General features: G+C 67.9%; 19 protein-coding genes. 13 read left to right on the top strand and 6 right to left on the bottom strand.

The window, feature by feature from the left end; translation table 11 throughout:
• Complete coding sequence (locus tag ACJEIK_RS27120; RefSeq protein ID WP_133426124.1) at window positions 1–492, bottom strand: lipoprotein LpqH; 492 nt, start codon at window positions 490–492, stop codon at window positions 1–3.
• Window positions 493–672: 180 nt separating this feature from the next.
• On the opposite strand from ACJEIK_RS27120, the gene tgt reads away from it, so the two are divergent.
• Window positions 673–1896, top strand: coding sequence for a tRNA guanosine(34) transglycosylase Tgt (gene tgt, locus ACJEIK_RS27115; RefSeq protein ID WP_138251016.1), 1224 nt, complete (start codon window positions 673–675; stop codon window positions 1894–1896).
• Here the strand turns inward: tgt and ACJEIK_RS27110 are convergent.
• Window positions 1893–2420 (bottom strand): TetR/AcrR family transcriptional regulator, encoded by a 528-nt coding sequence (locus ACJEIK_RS27110; protein ID WP_234880811.1) that lies wholly within the window; start codon window positions 2418–2420, stop codon window positions 1893–1895. The two genes, tgt and ACJEIK_RS27110, sit on opposite strands and share 4 nt — an antisense overlap.
• 111 nt (window positions 2421–2531) lie before the next feature.
• Between ACJEIK_RS27110 and ACJEIK_RS27105 the strand changes: the two genes are divergently transcribed.
• From ACJEIK_RS27105 to ACJEIK_RS27090, 4 genes are all read left to right on the top strand, one after another.
• Window positions 2532–3719, top strand: coding sequence for an FAD-binding domain (locus ACJEIK_RS27105; protein ID WP_138251014.1), 1188 nt, complete (start codon window positions 2532–2534; stop codon window positions 3717–3719).
• Window positions 3720–3757: 38 nt separating this feature from the next.
• Window positions 3758–4987: a cytochrome P450 gene (locus ACJEIK_RS27100; RefSeq protein ID WP_133426121.1), complete on the top strand. Its 1230-nt coding sequence runs from the start codon at window positions 3758–3760 to the stop codon at window positions 4985–4987.
• A 20-nt stretch (window positions 4988–5007) separates the two neighbouring features.
• Complete coding sequence (locus tag ACJEIK_RS27095) at window positions 5008–5847, top strand: SDR family NAD(P)-dependent oxidoreductase (protein WP_267325909.1); 840 nt, start codon at window positions 5008–5010, stop codon at window positions 5845–5847.
• A 71-nt stretch (window positions 5848–5918) separates the two neighbouring features.
• On the top strand, window positions 5919–7190 hold the full coding sequence (locus tag ACJEIK_RS27090) for an HNH endonuclease signature motif containing protein (RefSeq protein WP_409430633.1): 1272 nt from the start codon (window positions 5919–5921) through the stop codon (window positions 7188–7190).
• 4 nt (window positions 7191–7194) lie between these two features.
• On the opposite strand, the gene gluQRS is transcribed toward ACJEIK_RS27090, so the two are convergent.
• Window positions 7195–8073, bottom strand: coding sequence for a tRNA glutamyl-Q(34) synthetase GluQRS (gene gluQRS, locus ACJEIK_RS27085; protein ID WP_061002667.1), 879 nt, complete (start codon window positions 8071–8073; stop codon window positions 7195–7197).
• 58 nt (window positions 8074–8131) lie between these two features.
• Here gluQRS and ACJEIK_RS27080 point away from each other — a divergent pair, with 58 nt between their 5' ends.
• The gene (locus ACJEIK_RS27080; protein ID WP_061002664.1) at window positions 8132–9184 is read left to right on the top strand and encodes an ATP-dependent DNA ligase; all 1053 of its coding nucleotides are present in this window, start codon (window positions 8132–8134) and stop codon (window positions 9182–9184) included.
• Window positions 9184–10209: a non-homologous end-joining DNA ligase gene (gene ligD, locus ACJEIK_RS27075; RefSeq protein WP_061002662.1), complete on the top strand. Its 1026-nt coding sequence runs from the start codon at window positions 9184–9186 to the stop codon at window positions 10207–10209. Before ACJEIK_RS27080 ends, ligD begins: the two co-directional genes overlap by 1 nt.
• Before the next feature lie 10 nt (window positions 10210–10219).
• On the opposite strand, the gene ACJEIK_RS27070 is transcribed toward ligD, so the two are convergent.
• Complete coding sequence (locus tag ACJEIK_RS27070) at window positions 10220–10366, bottom strand: hypothetical protein (protein WP_204158339.1); 147 nt, start codon at window positions 10364–10366, stop codon at window positions 10220–10222.
• A 216-nt stretch (window positions 10367–10582) separates the two neighbouring features.
• On the opposite strand from ACJEIK_RS27070, the gene ACJEIK_RS27065 reads away from it, so the two are divergent.
• Complete coding sequence (locus ACJEIK_RS27065) at window positions 10583–11272, top strand: GAP family protein (RefSeq protein ID WP_061005497.1); 690 nt, start codon at window positions 10583–10585, stop codon at window positions 11270–11272.
• Between the two features lie 160 nt (window positions 11273–11432).
• On the opposite strand, the gene ACJEIK_RS27060 is transcribed toward ACJEIK_RS27065, so the two are convergent.
• Entirely contained in the window at window positions 11433–11636 is a 204-nt protein-coding gene (locus tag ACJEIK_RS27060) for a cold-shock protein (RefSeq protein WP_043402873.1), read from the bottom strand.
• A gap of 194 nt (window positions 11637–11830) precedes the next feature.
• Here ACJEIK_RS27060 and ACJEIK_RS27055 point away from each other — a divergent pair, with 194 nt between their 5' ends.
• The 5 genes from ACJEIK_RS27055 to ACJEIK_RS27035 are packed head-to-tail and all read left to right on the top strand — an operon-like array spanning window position 11831 to window position 17757.
• Complete coding sequence (locus ACJEIK_RS27055) at window positions 11831–13348, top strand: ABC transporter substrate-binding protein (RefSeq protein WP_061005501.1); 1518 nt, start codon at window positions 11831–11833, stop codon at window positions 13346–13348.
• Complete coding sequence (locus ACJEIK_RS27050; RefSeq protein ID WP_061005495.1) at window positions 13345–14295, top strand: ABC transporter permease; 951 nt, start codon at window positions 13345–13347, stop codon at window positions 14293–14295. The genes ACJEIK_RS27055 and ACJEIK_RS27050 overlap by 4 nt, the downstream gene beginning before the upstream one ends.
• Window positions 14292–15131 (top strand): ABC transporter permease, encoded by an 840-nt coding sequence (locus tag ACJEIK_RS27045; RefSeq protein WP_061005493.1) that lies wholly within the window; start codon window positions 14292–14294, stop codon window positions 15129–15131. Before ACJEIK_RS27050 ends, ACJEIK_RS27045 begins: the two co-directional genes overlap by 4 nt.
• Window positions 15128–16714, top strand: coding sequence for an ABC transporter ATP-binding protein (locus tag ACJEIK_RS27040; RefSeq protein WP_061005492.1), 1587 nt, complete (start codon window positions 15128–15130; stop codon window positions 16712–16714). The genes ACJEIK_RS27045 and ACJEIK_RS27040 overlap by 4 nt, the downstream gene beginning before the upstream one ends.
• Complete coding sequence (locus ACJEIK_RS27035; protein WP_409430632.1) at window positions 16714–17757, top strand: zinc-binding dehydrogenase; 1044 nt, start codon at window positions 16714–16716, stop codon at window positions 17755–17757. The genes ACJEIK_RS27040 and ACJEIK_RS27035 overlap by 1 nt, the downstream gene beginning before the upstream one ends.
• Window positions 17758–17760: 3 nt before the next feature.
• Here the strand turns inward: ACJEIK_RS27035 and ACJEIK_RS27030 are convergent, their stop codons facing one another.
• Window positions 17761–18150 (bottom strand): DUF3887 domain-containing protein, encoded by a 390-nt coding sequence (locus ACJEIK_RS27030; protein WP_409430631.1) that lies wholly within the window; start codon window positions 18148–18150, stop codon window positions 17761–17763.
• Window positions 18151–18249 lie beyond the last annotated feature (99 nt).

Raw genomic sequence — 18249 nt, 5'->3', positions numbered from 1 at the left:
CTAGGGGCAGGTCACCTCGATCTCGAAGGGCTTCTTGGTGGGCTCCATCGGGTTGGCCATGTCGACCCCGGTTGCGGTGCCGCTGATCTTGTAGGTCTTGCCGTCCTTGGTGGCCTTGGCTTCGCCGCCCGGGACACCGTCGGTGTAACCCAGGGTGACGCCGTTGACGGCGCCCAGGCCGACGGTCTTGACGACCGGCGGGTCGGCGTCGGTCAGGGTGACGCCCAGGCCGCCCGAGGCGTTGCCGATGGCGATGACCAGGTTGCCGGCCGCCGTGGTGCAGCCGATCTGGCCCTGAACGTCCTGGGCCTTGCCGTCGATGCTGACCTTCGCGGTGCCGGAGCCTGCGGTGGAGTTACCCGCAGCCGACGACGCCGAGGCCGACGCGGTGGCCGACGAGCCGGACGACTTCTTGTCATCCTTGGAACAGCCGGTCAGACCGGCGGCCAGAACCGCGGCACCAGCGACCGCGACAACCAAACCACGCTTCATAACTTGTGCTCCTAATTTGTGCGAACCGTCCGGACGGCGGGTCATCCAGTGCATTATGGGGTCCGCCAACCGCCCTTTCACCAAATTCACAGAAAATCCCTGTAACCGTCCTGACCTGTTTGTTTCCGCGTAGTTAGCCGGCATTCGGGAGTCGGGGCGGACAATTGATTGAATACAGCGGTGAGTCAGCAGTTCTTCGGAGTCACCGCGCAGCTGCCGGACCGGCGCGGCCGGGCCGGCGTGATCCACACTCCGCACGGTGACATCCAGACCCCGGCGTTCATCGCCGTCGGTACCGCGGCGACGGTCAAGGGCGTCCTGCCGGAGACCATGAAATCGCTTGGGGCGCAGGCGCTTCTGTCCAACGCCTACCACCTGTACCTGCAGCCCGGGCCCGATGTGGTGGACGAGGCGGGCGGGCTGGGCGCCTTCATGAACTGGCCCGGGCCGACGTTCACCGACAGCGGCGGCTTTCAGGTGATGTCGCTCGGGGTGGGCTTCAAGAAGGTGCTGGCCATGGACACGGCCCGCTTGCAGGCCGACGACATCATTGCCGAGGGAAAAGAGCGGCTGGCCCATGTCGACGAAGACGGCGTGACGTTCCGCTCGCACCTCAACGGCGACAAACACCGCTTCACACCCGAGGTGTCCATCGGCATCCAGCACCAGCTGGGCGCGGACATCATCTTCGCCTTCGACGAGCTGACCACCCTGGTGAACACCCGTGCCTATCAAGAACGTTCGGTGGAACGGACCCACCGGTGGGCGGTGCGGTGCCTGGCCGAACACCGCCGACTGAGCATCGAACGCGAGGGCAAGCCGGCGCAGGCGCTGTTCGGGGTGGTGCAGGGCGCGCAGTACGAAGACCTGCGCCGCCAGGCCACCAAGGGGCTCGTCGGCATCGTCGACGACGACGGGCACGGCTTCGACGGATACGGTATCGGGGGCGCGCTCGAGAAGCAGAACCTGGCGACCATCGTCGGCTGGGTCACCGACGAACTGCCCGACGACAAACCGCGGCATCTGCTCGGTATCAGCGAGCCCGATGACCTGTTCGCCGCCATCGAGGCCGGCGCCGACACCTTCGACTGCGTGTCGCCATCGCGGGTCGCCCGTAACGCCGCGATGTACTCGGCGACCGGCCGTTTCAACGTCACCAACGCCCGGTTCAAGCGCGACTTCAATCCCATTGACGCCGAATGCGATTGCTACACCTGCGCCAACTACACCCGGGCGTACATGCACCACCTGTTCAAGGCCAAGGAGATTCTGGCGTCCACGCTGGGGACGATCCACAACGAGCGGTTCATCATCCGGCTCGTCGACCAGATCCGCGCCGCGATCGGCGCCGGTGAGTTCGACGAGCTGCGGGACCACGTGCTGGGGCGCTACTACCGCAGCTAGTCCGACAGCGCGTCGGCCAGAATGGCTTGTGCTGTCCGGCAGAGCATCTCGGTGGCCTGCTCCGGACTGATGCCGGCCACGTCAACCAGCCAGACGTACGCTTCGATACCGGTTGCCGCGCGGATGGTGAGAGCGAGTCGGTGTAGATCGAGCCCGGGGTTGCTGTCACGGAGGGGGCTCAAGGCGTCCTCGATCCAGGGGACGGCGTGTCCGCGGCGCAGCTCCGGCAGCTCGGCGCTGTCTGGTTCGAGGGAAAGCCGCAGTGCGGCACGGAGTTCCGGCTCCCACTCGATGGTGATCCGGAGGCACTCGCGCATCACGAGTTCCAGTCGGTGGCTGGGGGACTCGGGTGCGGACTCGGGAAGCAACGACGGCGCGTCGAGTTCCGGGTGTACTGCCGCCAACAGTGATCGTTGGTTCGGGAAATACCGATACGCCGTGGTGCGGGAAATGTCGGCGGCGTGGGCGGCTTCCTCGACGGTGGGTAGGAGACCCCGCGCGAGTAGGCCACGCGTGGCATCCACGAGCGCAGCGCGGGTGCGCGATTTCTGGCTGCGCCTGCCGGTGGACTCATATGGTATTTGAGTGCCCATCATGGGACAATGATCCCATAAAGTAGAGGGAGGGGCCTCGACATGAGAATCGCAATCAGCGGTGCCGGGATCGCCGGTCCGACCCTCGCCTATTGGCTGCGCCGCGGCGGGCATGACACAACCCTGATCGAGAAGTCTCCGCAGCGGCGCACCGGCGGCTATGTCGTCGACTTCTGGGGCCTGGGATACGACATCGCCGAACGCATGGGCCTGTGCCCGCAACTCGAGGCCGCCGGATACCAGGTCGAGGACGTGCGACTCGTCGACCGTCGCGGAGACCGCGTCGGCGGTTTCCCGACCGCCGGTCTCCGGCGGGCGTTGGGCGGCAGGTTCACGAGCGTGCCGCGCGGCGACTTGGCGGCCTTGATCCACGGTGCCATCGACGACGACGTGGAGACGGTCTTCGGCGACACCATTACCGAGGTCAGCCAGGACGTCGCGGGTGTGCGGCTCGAACTGGAACACGGTGGCGGCCGTGAATTCGATGTGCTCGTCGGCGCCGACGGCTTGCACTCGCCGGTGCGGCGCTTGGTGTTCGGGCCTGACTCGAGGTTCGAGCACGATCTCGGCTATCGGGTGGCCGCCTTCGAAGCACGTGGATATCGGCCCAGGGATGAACTCGTCTACGTCTCGCACGGGTTGCCGCGGCGAATGGTCAGTCGGTTCACGATGCGCGACGACCGCACGATGTTCCTGCTGGTGTTCACGGCCGACCAGGTGCGAGGGCCAGAGCCGGCCGGAATCGGCGAGGTGAAAGCGCTTCTGCGGGAGGTGTTCGCCGACTCTGGCTGGGAGAGTCGCCAGATCCTCATGGCGCTGGATGCGGCCGACGACGTGTACTACGACCGGGTCTGCCAGATCCGGATGGCGAAGTGGTACGACGGGCGGGTCGCGGTGATCGGTGATGCGGCCGCCGCGGTATCGCTGCTGGCCGGTGAAGGCACCGGACTGGCCATGCTGGAGGCCTACGTGCTGGCCGGCGAAATCGAGCGTGCCGGCGCTGAATTCGTGACCGCCTTCGACCGGTACCAACAGTCGCTGCGTCCGTTCATCGCGGGGAAACAGCGGGCCGCGGAGCGTTTCGCCTCGTCTTTCGCCCCGCGCACCGCACCGGGGGTATGGGTCCGTAACCAGTTGAGCAAGCTGCTGTCGTATCCGGGCGTCGGGGACTGGATGCTCCGCCGCCAATTGCACGACGATTTCCGCCTGCCCGACTACGCCCCGAGCTAGCCACCTGCGGCGATCCGGCGCTGTGCACAATTGCTTGTATGACTGGTGCACCTGGAGTGATCGACCCGCAAACCTTGCTTCTCGGGTTGATGGATCCGGGCAACCGGGCCGATCCGTACCCGCTGTACGAGCGATTCCTGGACACCGGACCGCTGGCGCTGCCCGACGCGAATCTGGTGGTGTTTCCCGGCTTCGCCGAGTGCGACGAGGCGCTGCGGCACCCGGCATCGGCCAACGACCGGTTGAAGTCGACGCTGACGCAGAAACAGATCGCCGCCGGCCAGCGGCAGGCCCGGCCCTTCGGCGAACCGGGGTTCCTGTTCCTCGATCCGCCCGACCACACCCGGCTGCGCGGGCTGGCGCAAAAGGCGTTCGCGCCCAAGGTGATCAAGGCGCTCGAGGCCGACATCGTGACCATGGTGGACGGGCTGCTCGAGGGCGTGACGGGCACGATGGATGTGGTGGCCGACCTGGCCTATCCGTTGCCGGTTGCGGTGATCTGCCGGCTGCTCGGGGTGCCGATGGCGGACGAGCCGCTGTTCAGCCGGGCGTCGGCGTTGCTGGCAGGCGGGCTGGACCCGTTTGTCGCGGTCAACGACGAGACGGCCGATGACACCACCGACCTGATGGAGGCCGGACTCTGGCTGCGCGGGTATCTGCGGGACCTCATCGAGGAGCGGCGTAGCTCGCCGGGGGAGGACCTGATCTCCGCGCTGATCGCCGCTGAAGAGGACGGCGACCAGCTGACCTCCGAGGAGATCGTCGCCACCTGCAATCTGCTGCTGATCGCCGGGCACGAGACCACGGTCAACCTCATCGCCAACGCGGCGCTGGCCATGCTGCGGCACCCGCAGCACTGGGCGGCGCTGGCGGCAGACCCCGCGCGGGCGTCGGCGATCGTCGAGGAGACACTGCGGTTCGACCCACCCGTGCAGCTGACCAGCCGCGTCGCCGTCGAGGACATCCAGATCGGCGGTGTGGCGGTGCCCAAGGGTGACATCATGATGTTGCTTCTGGCTGCCGCGCAACGGGATCCGCGCATGTATGACCGGCCCGGCGAATTCGACCCGGACCGCGGCGTGATCAAGCATCTGGCGTTCGGCAAGGGCCCGCACTTCTGTCTCGGCGCGCCGCTGGCCCGGTTGGAGGCGTCGGTCGCGCTGTCGGCGCTGGCTGAGCGGTTCCCGAACGCGCAGCTGGCCGGTGAGCCCGTGTACAAGCCCAACCTGACGCTGCGCGGTCTGGCCACCCTGCCGGTGACCGTCTGATCCCCGCTACTCTCGCGCGTATGCCTTCAGTTCTCGTCACCGGTGCCGGTCGCGGCATCGGGCTGGCCATCACGCAGCACCTCGCCGCGACCGGCTGGGACGTCATCGCCGGGGTGCGCTCGGAGGCCGACGCCGCCGCGGTCGTGGCGCTGGCCCCGCAACGGATTTCGGCGGTGATCCTCGATGTCACCTCAGAAGACGATGTCGAGGCACTGTCGGAGGCATTGCCGAGCCGGCTCGACGCCGTGGTGAACAATGCCGGCATCGTGGTCGCCGGTCCCGTCGAGACGCTGACTCCGGCGGACTGGCGGAAGCAGTTGGACGTCAACGTGGTCGGCCAGTTCGCCGTGACGGCGGCCGTGCTGCCCAAGTTGCGGGAGTCCCGGGGCCGCGTGGTGTTCATCTCCAGCGTCAACGGGCAGCTGTCGACGCCGATGATCGGCGCTTACGCGGCATCGAAGTTCGCGCTGGAAGCCGGTGCCGAAGCGCTGCGAATCGAATTGCGGCCCTGGGGGATTCCTGTCGTGGTCGTCGAACCCGCGCAGACCGATACGGACATGTGGCGCAAGGCCGACGACATGGTCACCGACCTCGAGGCCGGCGTCTCGCCGACGCACCACGCGCTGTACGGCCGACATATCGCCGGCATGAAGAAGATGGTGCCGCTGTCGCAGAAGATGGCCGTCGATCCGGCGAAAGTCGTTGCGGTGGTGGAGGAAGCGCTCACCGCGCGGCGACCCAAGGCGCGCTACATCGTCGGGCTGGGGCCCAAGCTACAGGCGGCGCTCATGACGAACATCCCGGCATCCGTACGCGGGTTCTTGCTGGCCAAGGTCTTCGGGGTGCCGCGGCGGGTGTGACGACTCCGGGCTTCTCGCCGGCAGCGTTTTAGGGTCAGAAATTTGTCGGACCCTTCTGCTTTGATGGTGTCATGTCCAGCACGGCAACGGCTTTCGAGGTTGAGGCGCCGTCGCCGTGTGAGCGTTTCGATGCGTTGTCGGCTGAGGTGTCGGCGCTGATCGGTCAGCGCAACGCAATTGACGGCCGTCTGGTGGAGATCGTGGCCGAGATCGACCGCGACGGGCTGTGGGGCGCGACGGGCGCCCGGTCATTGCCGTCGTTGGTGGCGTGGAAGACCGGGGTGTCGCCGCGTAATGCGGAAGTGATGGTGGCGGTGGCGCACCGGATCGAGGAGTTCCCGCGGTGCGCGGAGGCGATGCGGGCGGGCCGGTTGTCGTTGGATCAGGTTGGGGTGGTCGCCGAACACGCGGCCGACGGTTCGGATGAGCATTACGCCCAGTTCGCCGAGAGCGCCACGGTCACGCAGTTGCGGACTGCGGTGAAGTTGGAGCCGCGCCCCGAGCCCGAGCCGGAGTCGGCGCCGGAGCCGGAGCGGTCGATCCGCAAGACCAGCCACGAGGACGGGTCGACCACGTACAAGATCCGGCTGCCGAAGTTGGAGGCGGCGAAGTTCGATGCCGCGGTGGCGTCGCATCAGGATGCGTTGGTGGCGGACTGGAAACGCGACCACGAGAATTCAGAAACCGGTGACCCGGTGTCGGATGTGGTGCCGCCGTTCCCGAACCAGGTCGATGGGTTCATGAGCCTGGTGGAGGCCGGCTGGGACAGCGATGTGGAACGTCGTCCGCATGGGCAGCACACCGCCGTGGTGGTGCACTTTGACCTCGAAAAGTGCACGGCTGCATTGCATGTGGGGTCGCTGCTCACCGACGACGAGCGCCGGCTGTTGTTGTGCGATGCGACGTGCGAGGTGTGGCTGGAGCGCCATGGTCAGCCGATTGGCGCCGGGCGCAGCACCCGCACCATCAGCCGCCGCCTGCGCCGCGCTCTGGAACACCGCGACCGCTGCTGCCGGGTACCGGGTTGCGGGGCCACCCGCGGCCTGCATGCGCATCACATCATTCATTGGGAGAACGGCGGGGAAACCGAACTGCACAACCTGGTGCTGGTCTGCCCGTATCACCACCGGTTGCACCACCAGCGGGTCATCACCATCACCGGCCCGGCTGACCGCCTCGTCGTCACCGACGCCGCGGGCCGTCAACTCGACGGCGGGTCCCTGGCAAGGCCACCGACGACACCCTTTCCTGATGTGCCGCCGTGCCCCGGACCGACCGGGGAGCGCGCTCAATGGTGGTGGTACCAACCCTTCGAACCACCACCAACACCGTCGACCAACTAGACGCCTACTCGGGGCGGAAGATCCACGGCTCGCGCGGCAGCCTGGCCGGGTCGAACTCGGTGAGCATGCCGTCGAGTGTGGTCGCGGTGTAGCCCAGTGACGCAGCGATCTGCGTCACCGCTGCCCCCGCGCCGATCTCCGAAACCGTCACCGCGCCATCGCGTTTGGCGAGCCGCTTGCCGTCGGCATTGAGAACCAGGGGGACGTGCGCATAGATGGGCGGCGAATAGCCCAGCAGCGCAGCCAGATACGCCTGCCTCGGCGAGGACGAGAGCAGATCGTCGCCGCGGACCACCTGGTCGATACCCTGCGCGGCGTCGTCCACCACGACGGCGAGGTTGTAGGCCGGGACGTTGTCGCCGCGGCGCAGCACGAAGTCGTCGACGACGCCGGTATAGCTGCCGTGCAGCAGGTCGGTGACGGTGTATTCGTCTGTGTCCGAACGTAATCGGATGGCCGGCGCCCGGCCGGTGGCCCGGCGTCGGGCACGCTCGTCGGCGCTGAGGTTCCGGCAGGTGCCCGGATACGCGCCTTCCGGCGCATGCGGGGCCCGCGGCGCCTGCAGGATGTCCTTTCTGCTGCAGAAACATTCGAACGTCAGGCCGCGCTCGGTGAGGTCATCGACGACGGCGAGATACCGGCCCTCATGCGTGGCCTGGTATTCGGGCGGCTCGTCCCACGTCAGCCCGACGGCCGCCAGGTCGTCCAGTTGGCGCTGCGCCACATCGGGGAACGTGCGGTCGTCCAGATCCTCGACCCGGACCAGGAACCGCCGGCCTGTCGACCGCGCGAACAACCACGCCAGCACCGCGGTCCGCACGTTGCCGATGTGCAGGTCGGCAGACGGGCTCGGCGCGAACCGGCCGGCGGGGGAATGGGACACGACCGCAATGTAACGCGCCGTGCGATGAGATTGCCCACCCGCGCCGGTCTACGTGAGTATGAAGAGTGTGGACCTACCCGTGCAGCCACCGATAGACCCCATGCTGGCCAAGGCCGCAGCGAAGGTGCCGGACGAGGCCGGGCTGTGGTCCTACGAACCGAAATGGGACGGGTTCCGCGCCCTGGTGTTCCGCGACGGTGACGAGGTGGTGCTGCAGTCGCGCAACGGCAAAGAGCTGGGCCGGTACTTTCCGGAACTGCTCGCGGCGCTGCGGGAAGAGATCGCGCCGCGGTGTGTGCTAGACGGCGAGGTGGTGGTGCCGCGTGAGATCAACGGCCGCATCCGGCTCGATTGGGAATCGCTGAGCCAGCGCATCCATCCCGCGGCCAGCCGGGTGCGGATGCTGGCCGAGCAGACGCCGGCGCACTTCATCGGCTTCGACGCACTGGCCGACGGCGACCGCAGTCTGCTGGCCGAGCCGTTCCGCGTCCGCCGCACCGCCTTGCAGGACCTGGTGAGTGAGAAGCAGTGGTGTCACGTCACGCGGACCACCGAGGATCCCGAACTGGGCGCGCACTGGCTGACGACGTTCGAGGGCGCGGGACTGGACGGCGTGATCGCCAAGCGTCTCGACGGCGCCTACCTGCCGGGCAAGCGGGAGATGATCAAGGTCAAGCACGCCCGCGACGCCGATTGCGTGGCCATCGGCTATCGCATCCACAAGAGTGGTGAGGGCATCGGTTCCATCCTGCTCGGGCTCTACACCGACGGTGGCGATCTCCATATGGTCGGTGGCGCAGCGTCTTTCACCGTCAAGGACCGCATCGCGCTGCTGGCGGAACTCGAGCCGCTGCGCACCGGTGACGCGCAAGACGGTGAACCGAGCCGCTGGAACTCGGCCGCCGACAAGACCTGGATTCCGATTCGCCCGGAGCGGGTATGCGAAGTGGCGTACGACCAGATGGAGGGCAACAGCGTGCATGGCAGACGGTTCCGGCACACGGTGAAGTTCCGGCGCTGGCGCCCGGACCGGGATCCGGAGAGCTGTACCTTCGACCAGCTCGACGTGCCGCTCAACTATGACCTCTATGACGTCCTGGAGAGTTCGTGATGGCAAGCGCCGCAGAAGAACTCGACGTCGACGGCGTCGCCGTCCGGTTCACCAACCCGGACAAGGTGTACTTCCCGAAGCTCGGGAGCAAGGGCACCAAGCGCACCATGGTCGACTACTACCTGGCGGTCGCCGACCGGATGGTGACACTGCTGCGGGACCGGCCCACCCATCTGCAGCGCTTCCCGGACGGCATCGAGGGTGAGGAGATCTACCAGAAGCGGGTGCCGGTGAAGCATCCCGACTATCTGAAGACCTGCACGGTGACCTTCCCGTCGGGCCGCACCGCCGATGCACTCAAGGTGACGCATCCGTCGGCCATCATCTGGGCCGCGCAGATGGGCACCATCACGCTGCACCCCTGGCAGGTGCGCTGTCCGGACGTCGAACACCCCGACGAGCTGCGCATAGACCTCGATCCGCAGCCGGGAACCGGGTTCAACGAGGCCCGGGAGATCGCGACCGGGGTGCTCAAACCGATCCTCGACGAACTCGGCCTGACCGGATATCCCAAGACGTCGGGCGGCCGGGGCGTCCACGTCTTCGTCCGGATCAAGCCGGAGTGGGACTTCATCGCCGTGCGGCGGGCCGGCATCGCGCTGGCCCGCGAGGTGGAGCGGCGCGCGCCCGATGCGGTGACGACGTCGTGGTGGAAGGAAGAGCGCGGCGAGCGGCTGTTCATCGACTACAACCAGAATGCCCGGGACCGGACCTTCGCCTCGGCGTACTCGGTGCGCAAGACGCCGATCGCAACGGTGTCGACGCCACTGTCGTGGGCGGAGCTCGCCGACGCCGACCCCGACGACTACACCATGGCCACCGTGCCGAAACTGCTTGCGCAGCGCGATGATCCGTGGGCCGGTATCGACGACGTGGCGCATTCGCTGGAGCCGTTGCTCGACATGGTGCGGGCGGACGAGGACCGGGGGCTGGGTGATCTGCCGTATCCGCCGAACTATCCCAAGATGCCTGGCGAACCGAAGCGGGTGCAGCCGAGCAAGGACCGGGACCTCAAGGACTCCTAGGACCGGGTGATCACGGGGAACACGTGTGCGCCGCGCCCTGCGGGCTGGGCAGTGCCCGGAGATCATCGGTGCCGCAGCCGAGCGCCGTTGCCGAGACCAGCAGTCCCAGCACGGCGAGGTACCGGAGGGGCTTTCCACGCCACGAACGGGTATTCACCTGGTGTCCCGATGAGTCGCTGACGCCAGGTGAAATATTTTGCTGGTTTCGCACGATGCCACCTCCTCAGTGTGAATATCGCCTAGTTACTGGCAACCTACCGGCAGGTACCATTTGGTAGCCAGAAATCGCCGAACAAGTTCGCTGAGATCGTACATTGGCGCATATTGACGATCGCGGCGGCTCCGGGCCGATCCACTGGGTAGATTGCTGCCCATGACTGGAAGTTGGGGCACCGTGTTGACCGGGCTCGTTCCGCTCGGACTGGTGGTGGCGCTGTCGCCCATCACCGTCATCCCGGCGGTGTTGGTCCTGCAGGCGCCGCGCCCCCGGCCGACGGGACTGGCTTTCCTCGCCGGCTGGGCCGTCGGCCTGGCGGTGGTGACGGCCGTCTGCGTCCAGGCCTCACATCTGCTCGGTGGCGCGCACCATGACCACAAGTCGCCGCCCGAGTGGGCGTCGTGGCTGCGGGTGGTGCTGGGCGCTGCGCTCATCGTCTTCGGCATCTATCGCTGGTTCACCCGGCACGACAGCACCGATTCGCCGGGCTGGATGAAGAAGATCGCGACCCTCACCCCGGCCCGCGCGGCGGCGATGGGCGGGGCGCTGGTCGCGGTGCGCCCCGACGTCGTATTGATCTGTGTGCCAGCCGGATTGGCGATCGGCACCGCGGGGCTCGGCCTCGAGGGTGACTGGCTGGCCGCGGCCTTCTTCGTGATCGTCGCCGCGTCGACGGTGGCGATCCCGACTGTGGCCTACGCCATCGCCGGCGCCCGGCTCGACGACACGATGCGGCGGCTCAAAGATTGGATGGAGAAGAACAACGCCGCACTGATGGCGGTGGTGATGGTCGTCATCGGCGCGATGGTGCTGCACAACGGCGCACGTGCACTCGGGTGGCTCTAGGACAGCCCTAAGCGACAGCTGTTCCTGACCGGAAAATTCCGGTAGAGACGCCGTCGCGCGGATGCCCAGGCCACAGACCTGCGCATCCGCGCGACAGTGTGAAAAGAATTGTGGCTGGTGCGAAGCGCTCCGCACCAGCCGACTGAGCTTTCGGGCTCAGTTAGACCGCGGTGACTCCGGTCGCAGCCGGGCCCTTGCTGCCCTGACCGACCTCGAACTCGACCCGCTGGCCCTCGTCGAGGGTGCGGAAACCGTTGCTCTTGATCTCCGAGTAATGGACGAACAGATCCTTGGAGCCGTCGTCGGGAGTGATGAAGCCGAAGCCCTTCTCACTGTTGAACCATTTCACAGTTCCCTGTGGCATATACCAACTTCTCTCATGTAGAGCGGACGTTAGGAAGAAACGTCCGCTCGGCATCTTAGCTCAGTTCGATGCCCGTGCGCACCCTGAACTGCACATATCGATACCAGGTGTGAACCGGCCCTCCGCGGGGTATGCGGACGGCAGGAGAGCGCCGGCCTCCGCTGTCTGCCGGCCCCGGCCCGGAAGTGACGGACATGCGACTGGTTGCGGCCGTGCTCGCTGTCGTTTCCGTCCTCCTCGCGACGTCGTGCGCGCCCGCGCAGCGCGTTGATCTGGGTCGGGATGCGGGATACCTGATCGCCGCCATCTCCGGCGAGCCCGACCAACTCGACCCGCAGAAAACCAGCGCGTACTTCTCCTTCGAGGTTCTGGAGAACGTCTTCGACACCCTGGTGGAACCGGACACCGATCTGATCATGCGGCCTGCCCTCGCGCAGTCGTGGGACGTCTCCCCTGATCAACTCGCATGGACGTTCCACCTGCGGCCCGGCGTGACGTTCCACGACGGCAGCCCGCTCACCGCGTCGGACGTCGTCTACTCCTACCGCCGGATCATCGACGGCAAGCTGGCGAACGCCGACAAGCTCAGTGCCGTCACCGACGTCACCGCGACCGACGACCACACGGTCCGGATCACCGTGGCCCATCCGACGCCGAATCTGCTGACCAATCTCGGCGGGTTCAAGGGCGTGGCGATCGTGCAGCGCCGCAACGTCGAGGACGGGCAGATCGCGAGCCACCCCATCGGCACCGGGCCGTTCGCTTTCGCCGGCCAGCGCAGCGGAGATGCGATCACGCTGCGCGCAAATCCGGGCTACTGGGCCGGGGCCCCGCGGATTCCGGGCGTGACGTTCCGCTTCATCAGTGAGCCGTCGACGGCGCTGTCGGCGCTGCAGGCCGGTGAGATCGACTGGACCGACGCCGTGCCGCCGCAGCGGATCGCCCAGCTGCGGGGCGATGATTCGATCCACCTCGCGGTGACGCCGAGCAACGACTACTGGTACCTGGCGCTCAACGAGGCCCGGCCGCCGTGGCAGGACGTCCGGGTGCGGCAGGCCGTCGCCTACGCCATCGACCGGGCCTCGATCGTGCAGGCCACCAGTTACGGTGCGGCGCAGGCCAATCAGCTGGCGATCCCGCAGGGCAATCCGTGGTACACGCCCTATGACAAGTACCGGTACGACATCGACCACGCCAAAGCGCTGCTGCGGCAGGCCGGCTCGGCGCCGACCGCCATGGACCTGCTGGTCACCAGCGAGTACCCGCAGACGGTGACCGCCGCCCAGGTGATCGCCGACAACCTTGCGCCGCTGGGTATCCGCGTCACCATCCGCACCGTCGATTTCGGGACGTGGCTCGACGAACAGCACAGCGGCCACTTCGACATGCTGATGATGGGCTGGCTGGGAAACATCGACCCCGACGACTTCTACTACGCGCAGCACCACACCGGCGGTGCGAGCAATGCCCAGAAATTCTCGGATCCGCGCGTCGACGCGCTGCTGGACGCTGGCCGTACCGAGACCGATCAGCAAGCGCGGCACCAGGATTACACGCAGGCGGCGACGCTCATCGCGGACCAGGTGAGCTACCTCTACCTGTACAACCCCGCCGTGGTGCAGGCCTGGTCGCCGCGGCTGACGGGCTATGAGGCCAGGCGCGACAAGGCAATTCGGTTCCGGAGCGCGGTACTCGGGGGTGACCGGCCATGACCATCCTGCGATTCCTGGCCCGCCGGCTCGTCTACTCGCTGGTGGTTCTGGTGGGTGTTCTCATCGTGGTGTTCGCGTTGGTCCATCTGGTGCCCGGTGATCCGGTGCGCATCGCCCTGGGCACGCGGTACACGCCCGAGGCGTACGACGCCCTGCGGCACGCGAGCGGTCTGGACCGGCCATTGGCCGCCCAGTTCGTCAGCTACCTCGGCCATGCCGCGACGGGGAATCTCGGCGTCAGCTTTCGCAGCGGTGACCCGGTGGCCCAGGTGCTGGCCGAACGGTTGCCCGCCACCGTCTCCCTGGCCGTGGTCGGCATCGTCCTGGCGCTCGTGATCGCGCTGCCGGCCGGTATCTACGCGGCCGCGCACGAGGGCCGGCTCAGCGACGTGATCGTCCGCGTCACAAGCCAATTCGGGGTATCCGTCCCGGACTTCTGGCTGGGCATCCTGCTCATCTCGCTGTTCTCCACGGTGCTGGGCTGGTTGCCGACATCGGGCTACCGGCCGCTGCTCGACGATCCGGCGGGCTGGCTGCGCCACGTGATCCTGCCGGGCCTGACCGTGGGCCTGGTGGCCGCGGCGATCATGACGCGCTACGTCCGCGCCGCGGTGCTCGAGGTGTCCGCGATGGGGTACGTCCGGACCGCACGCTCGAAAGGCCTACCGCCACGGGTGATCACGCTGCGACACGTCGTGCGCAACGCCCTGGTGCCCATCCTCACCATCACCGGTATCCAGCTGGCGACGATTCTCGGCGGTGTCATCGTGGTCGAGGTGGTGTTCGCCTGGCCGGGCCTGGGCCGGCTGGTCTACCTCTCGGTGGCCGCGCGCGACTACCCCGTGATCCAGGGCGCGGTGCTGCTCATCGCGGTCCTGTTCCTGACGGTCAACCTGGTGGTGGATGTGCTGTACGCCCTTGTCGACCCGCGGATCCGGCTGTCATGAGACTGCGCACGAACCCCGTCACGGTGCTCAGCGCCGCCGTCGTCGCGGCCGCTGTGGTCATTGCCGTGGGCGCCGGGTGGCTGGCGCCGTACGGCATCAACGACGTCGACGTACCGCAGGCACTGCGGCCGCCCAGCGGTGCGCACTGGTTCGGCACCGACGAGCTCGGCCGCGATGTGTTGTCCCGCGTGCTGACGGGGCTGCAGGCGTCGATGACGGTGGCGGTGGTCAGCGTGGCGTGCGCCGCGGTGGTCGGCACCGCGCTGGGTGTCATGGCCGGGTACCGCGGCGGCTGGCTGGACACCGTGGTGATGCGGGTCGTCGACGTGATGTTCGCGTTCCCGGTGCTGCTGTTGGCCATGGCGATCGTCGCGGTGCTCGGGCCCGGGCTGGCGACGACGATCGCCGCGATCAGCGTCGTCTACGTGCCGATCTTCGCGCGCGTGGCCCGGGCCAGCACCCTGGCGGTGCGGGAGGAGCCGTACGTGGCGGTGTCGCGCACCATGGGCACCGGGACGGCCTACATCCTGGCCCGGCACGTCCTGCCGAACATCACCGGGCCGCTCATCGTCCAGACGTCGCTGTCACTGGCGTTCGCCATCCTGTCCGAGGCCGCGCTGTCCTTCCTGGGGCTGGGCATCCAGCCGCCGCAGCCGTCGCTGGGCCGGATGATCTTCGATTCGCAGGGCTTCGTCACACTGGCCTGGTGGATGGCGGTGTTCCCCGGCGCGGCGATCGTCGTCATCGTGCTGGCCTGCAACCTGCTCGGTGACGGTCTGCGTGATGTTCTGGATCCCAAGCAGCGCACCATGATCGAAGCGCGGCGGCAGTCATGAGCGTGCTGTCGGTCGACGATCTCACCGTCCGGATCGGGCGCCGCGACATCGTGCGCGGTGTGTCATTGGCCGTCGAGCCCGAGCAGACGCTCGGCATCGTCGGCGAGTCCGGCTCGGGGAAGTCGACGACGGTGCTCGCCGCGACCGGACTGCTCGACGCGCCCGGTGCGATCGTGACCGGATCGAGTCTCCTTGGCGGACAACAGGAACTCGTCGGCGCCCCGGCGCGGACGTTGCGGCGCGTGCACGGCGGCCGGATCGGCTTCGTCTTCCAGGATCCGGGGACCTCGCTGAATCCGCTGCTGACCATCGAACGGCAGATCACCGAATCGCTTGAGACGCACAAGCATCTGACCCGGCGGCACGCCGCCGTGCGGGCGCTGGAACTCCTCGAGGCCGTGGGCCTGCCCGATCCGCAACGGCGGCTGCGCAGCTATCCGCATCAGCTCTCCGGAGGGCAGCGCCAGCGCGTGATGATCGCGATCGCCCTCGCCTGTGACCCCGAGCTGCTGATCGCCGATGAGCCGACGACGGCCCTCGACGTCACGACCCAGGCCCAGATCATCGCCCTGGTGCGGGAATTGCAGCGCGGGTTCGGCACCGCAGTGGTGTGGATCAGTCACGACCTCGGGGTCATCGGCGAGGTCGCCGACACCGTAACCGTGCTGCGCGGCGGCGAGGCCGTCGAACAGGCGCCGGTCGACGCGATCTTCGACGCACCGCAGCAGGCCTACACCCGCGAATTGCTCGATGCCAGGCCGGTTTTGGGGCACCCCGCCCGCGACGTCCCCGACACCCCGACCCTGCTGGACGTGTCCGGTCTGGATGTCAGGTTTCCCGTGAGCACGCCGACGGGCCGGATGGAGGTCCACGCGGTGAAGAACGTGTCGTTCCGCATCCGTCGGGGGACGACGCTCGGGCTCGTGGGGGAGTCGGGCTCGGGTAAATCAACCGTGGCGGCCGCGCTGACCGGTCTGGTCGCACCCGACGGCGGTCGCGCGCTGCTGGACGGCACCGACGTACTGACGGTCAAACGCCGCGACCGCAAGGCCGTACGCCGCCGGATCGGTCTGGTGTTCCAGGATTCGTTCTCCTCGCTGAATCCCCGTATCCCGGTGGGGCTTTCGATCGCCGAGCCCCTGACGGCCAACGCCAGGGACCGGCGGGCACGGGTACGCGAGCTGTTGGACTCCGTCGAGCTGCCGGCGGACTACGCGGCACGGTATCCGCACGAACTGTCGGGTGGCGAGCGGCAGCGCGTCAACATCGCGCGGGCGCTGGCCGTGGAGCCCGAGCTGTTGATCCTCGACGAAGCCACGGCGTCACTCGATGTCTCGGTGCAGGCCAAGGTGCTCGACCTGCTGACCCGGCTGCAGCAGGAACGCGGCCTGACCTATCTCTTCATCGGCCACGACCTGGCCGTGATCGAGCGGATGAGCCACGACGTCCTGGTGCTGCGCGGCGGCGAATCGGTGGAATACCGCTCTGCCGCCGAGCTGTTCGCGCACCCGGAGCATGAGTACACGCGCGCGTTGCTCGCAGCTGTACCTCCGGCCCGTCCGGGGCGTGCAACGATGACCTGATGCGCGCGGTGATCTTCGAGCAGTTCGGTGGGCCGGTGGATGTTCGGTCGGTCGCGGACCCGACGCCGTCGCCCGGCGGGGTCGTGGTGCAGGTGCACGCGACCGGGTTGTGCCGCAGCGACTGGCACGCCTGGGCCGGGCACGACGACGGCGTCGCCCTCCCGCACGTGCCCGGGCATGAACTGGTGGGGGAAGTGGTCGCGGTCGGCGCCGACGTCCGGCGCTGGCATGTCGGTGACCGGGTGACCACACCGTTCGTGTGTGGCTGCGGCGCCTGCGAATGGTGTGCCAATGGCCAGGCGCAGGTGTGCCCGGACCAGACCCAGCCGGGGTTCACCCACTGGGGCTCGTTCGGTGAGTACGTGGCGCTGCACGCGGCGGACACGAATCTCGTTGCGGTGGTGGAAGATATCGACGACGCCGCGGCGGCCGCGCTGGGCTGCCGGTTCGCCACCGCCTACCGCGCGCTGCGGGCCCGTGCCGACGTCAAACCCGGCGAGTGGGTCACGGTGATCGGCGTCGGGGGCGTGGGCCTGAGCGCCGTCCAGGTGGCGGCGGCTGCCGGCGCCAACGTCATCGCCGTCGACCGCACACCGGCGGCACTGGAACTCGCACACAGCCTCGGCGCCACCGAGACCGTCCTCGCCAACGGCGGCGGTGTGGCGGCCGCGGTGCACGAGATCACCGGTGGCGGAAGCCATGTCGCGGTCGACGCGGTGGGCACCGCCGGGACGTGCGCCGACGCGATCCACAGCCTCCGCAGGCAGGGGCGGCACGTGCAGGTGGGCTTGCTGCCCAACGTCGACGGGCATCCGCAGGTGCCCATGGATCGCGTAATCGCCTGGGAATTGGACGTTTTGGGCTCGCACGGCATGGCCAGCGCGGACTACCCCGAGATGCTGGACCAGGTCGCGGCGGGCGAGCTGCGTCCGCAGGCGCTCGTCGAGCGGGTGGTGGGGTTGGCCGAAGGGGCGCGGCTGCTGCCGGAGTTCGGTGTCGCCAGCCCGGTGGGGGTCACGCTGATCGACCCCCGCCTGGCGTGACGGTCAGGGGACCGGCACGCCTTCGCGCAGGAAATACACGCCCGCGATGGTGCCATCGGGGTGAATCTTCACCCGGAACTGGCCTGGCATGCGGTCCATCTGCAGCGGGACGTTCAGCACGGTGAGGTCGCCGCGCAGGGTGTCCTCGGGGCCGCCGTGCGACTGGTACGCCCCGAACGTGCGCTGGTAGCCGTCCCATACCTGCTGTAATGCCTTGGGGGACAACCGCTTCTGCAACTCCGGATCGAACCGGGCGGTGACGGCGGCGTAGTTGCCCGCCGCGATGTCGTCGATGGTCGTCATCGCGACCTGGTCGGGGGCGTCGGCCGCCGTCGCGGCTGGTGCCGCGCCGAGTGCGACGCCGATCCCGAGTGCCGCGATCGCGGCCGCCACTGTGCTCCGACGCTGATGCCTGGAATGTTGTCCCCGCCACATGAGGGCCAGCCTATGCGCTCGCGTCCCGATTGCCATTGACGAGACCCCGGGTACCGC

Source organism: Mycobacterium sp. SMC-16 (assembly GCF_046250085.1).
Classification (GTDB): domain Bacteria; phylum Actinomycetota; class Actinomycetes; order Mycobacteriales; family Mycobacteriaceae; genus Mycobacterium; species Mycobacterium phocaicum.
This window is presented reverse-complemented; position numbering and strand designations above follow the sequence as displayed.

Excerpts from the sequence above, each read along its gene's own strand:
- ACJEIK_RS27120 (WP_133426124.1), bottom strand. The coding sequence starts at position 492 with ATGAAGCGTGGTTTGGTTGTCGCGGTCGCTGGTGCCGCGGTTCTGGCC.
- ACJEIK_RS27105 (WP_138251014.1), top strand. The coding sequence starts at position 2,532 with ATGAGAATCGCAATCAGCGGTGCCGGGATCGCCGGTCCGACCCTCGCC.
- ACJEIK_RS27100 (WP_133426121.1), top strand. The coding sequence starts at position 3,758 with ATGACTGGTGCACCTGGAGTGATCGACCCGCAAACCTTGCTTCTCGGG.
- ACJEIK_RS27095 (WP_267325909.1), top strand. The coding sequence starts at position 5,008 with ATGCCTTCAGTTCTCGTCACCGGTGCCGGTCGCGGCATCGGGCTGGCC.
- ACJEIK_RS27090 (WP_409430633.1), top strand. The coding sequence starts at position 5,919 with ATGTCCAGCACGGCAACGGCTTTCGAGGTTGAGGCGCCGTCGCCGTGT.
- ACJEIK_RS27080 (WP_061002664.1), top strand. The coding sequence starts at position 8,132 with ATGAAGAGTGTGGACCTACCCGTGCAGCCACCGATAGACCCCATGCTG.
- ligD (WP_061002662.1), top strand. The coding sequence starts at position 9,184 with ATGGCAAGCGCCGCAGAAGAACTCGACGTCGACGGCGTCGCCGTCCGG.
- ACJEIK_RS27065 (WP_061005497.1), top strand. The coding sequence starts at position 10,583 with ATGACTGGAAGTTGGGGCACCGTGTTGACCGGGCTCGTTCCGCTCGGA.
- ACJEIK_RS27060 (WP_043402873.1), bottom strand. The coding sequence starts at position 11,636 with ATGCCACAGGGAACTGTGAAATGGTTCAACAGTGAGAAGGGCTTCGGC.
- ACJEIK_RS27055 (WP_061005501.1), top strand. The coding sequence starts at position 11,831 with ATGCGACTGGTTGCGGCCGTGCTCGCTGTCGTTTCCGTCCTCCTCGCG.
- ACJEIK_RS27050 (WP_061005495.1), top strand. The coding sequence starts at position 13,345 with ATGACCATCCTGCGATTCCTGGCCCGCCGGCTCGTCTACTCGCTGGTG.
- ACJEIK_RS27045 (WP_061005493.1), top strand. The coding sequence starts at position 14,292 with ATGAGACTGCGCACGAACCCCGTCACGGTGCTCAGCGCCGCCGTCGTC.
- ACJEIK_RS27040 (WP_061005492.1), top strand. The coding sequence starts at position 15,128 with ATGAGCGTGCTGTCGGTCGACGATCTCACCGTCCGGATCGGGCGCCGC.
- ACJEIK_RS27035 (WP_409430632.1), top strand. The coding sequence starts at position 16,714 with ATGCGCGCGGTGATCTTCGAGCAGTTCGGTGGGCCGGTGGATGTTCGG.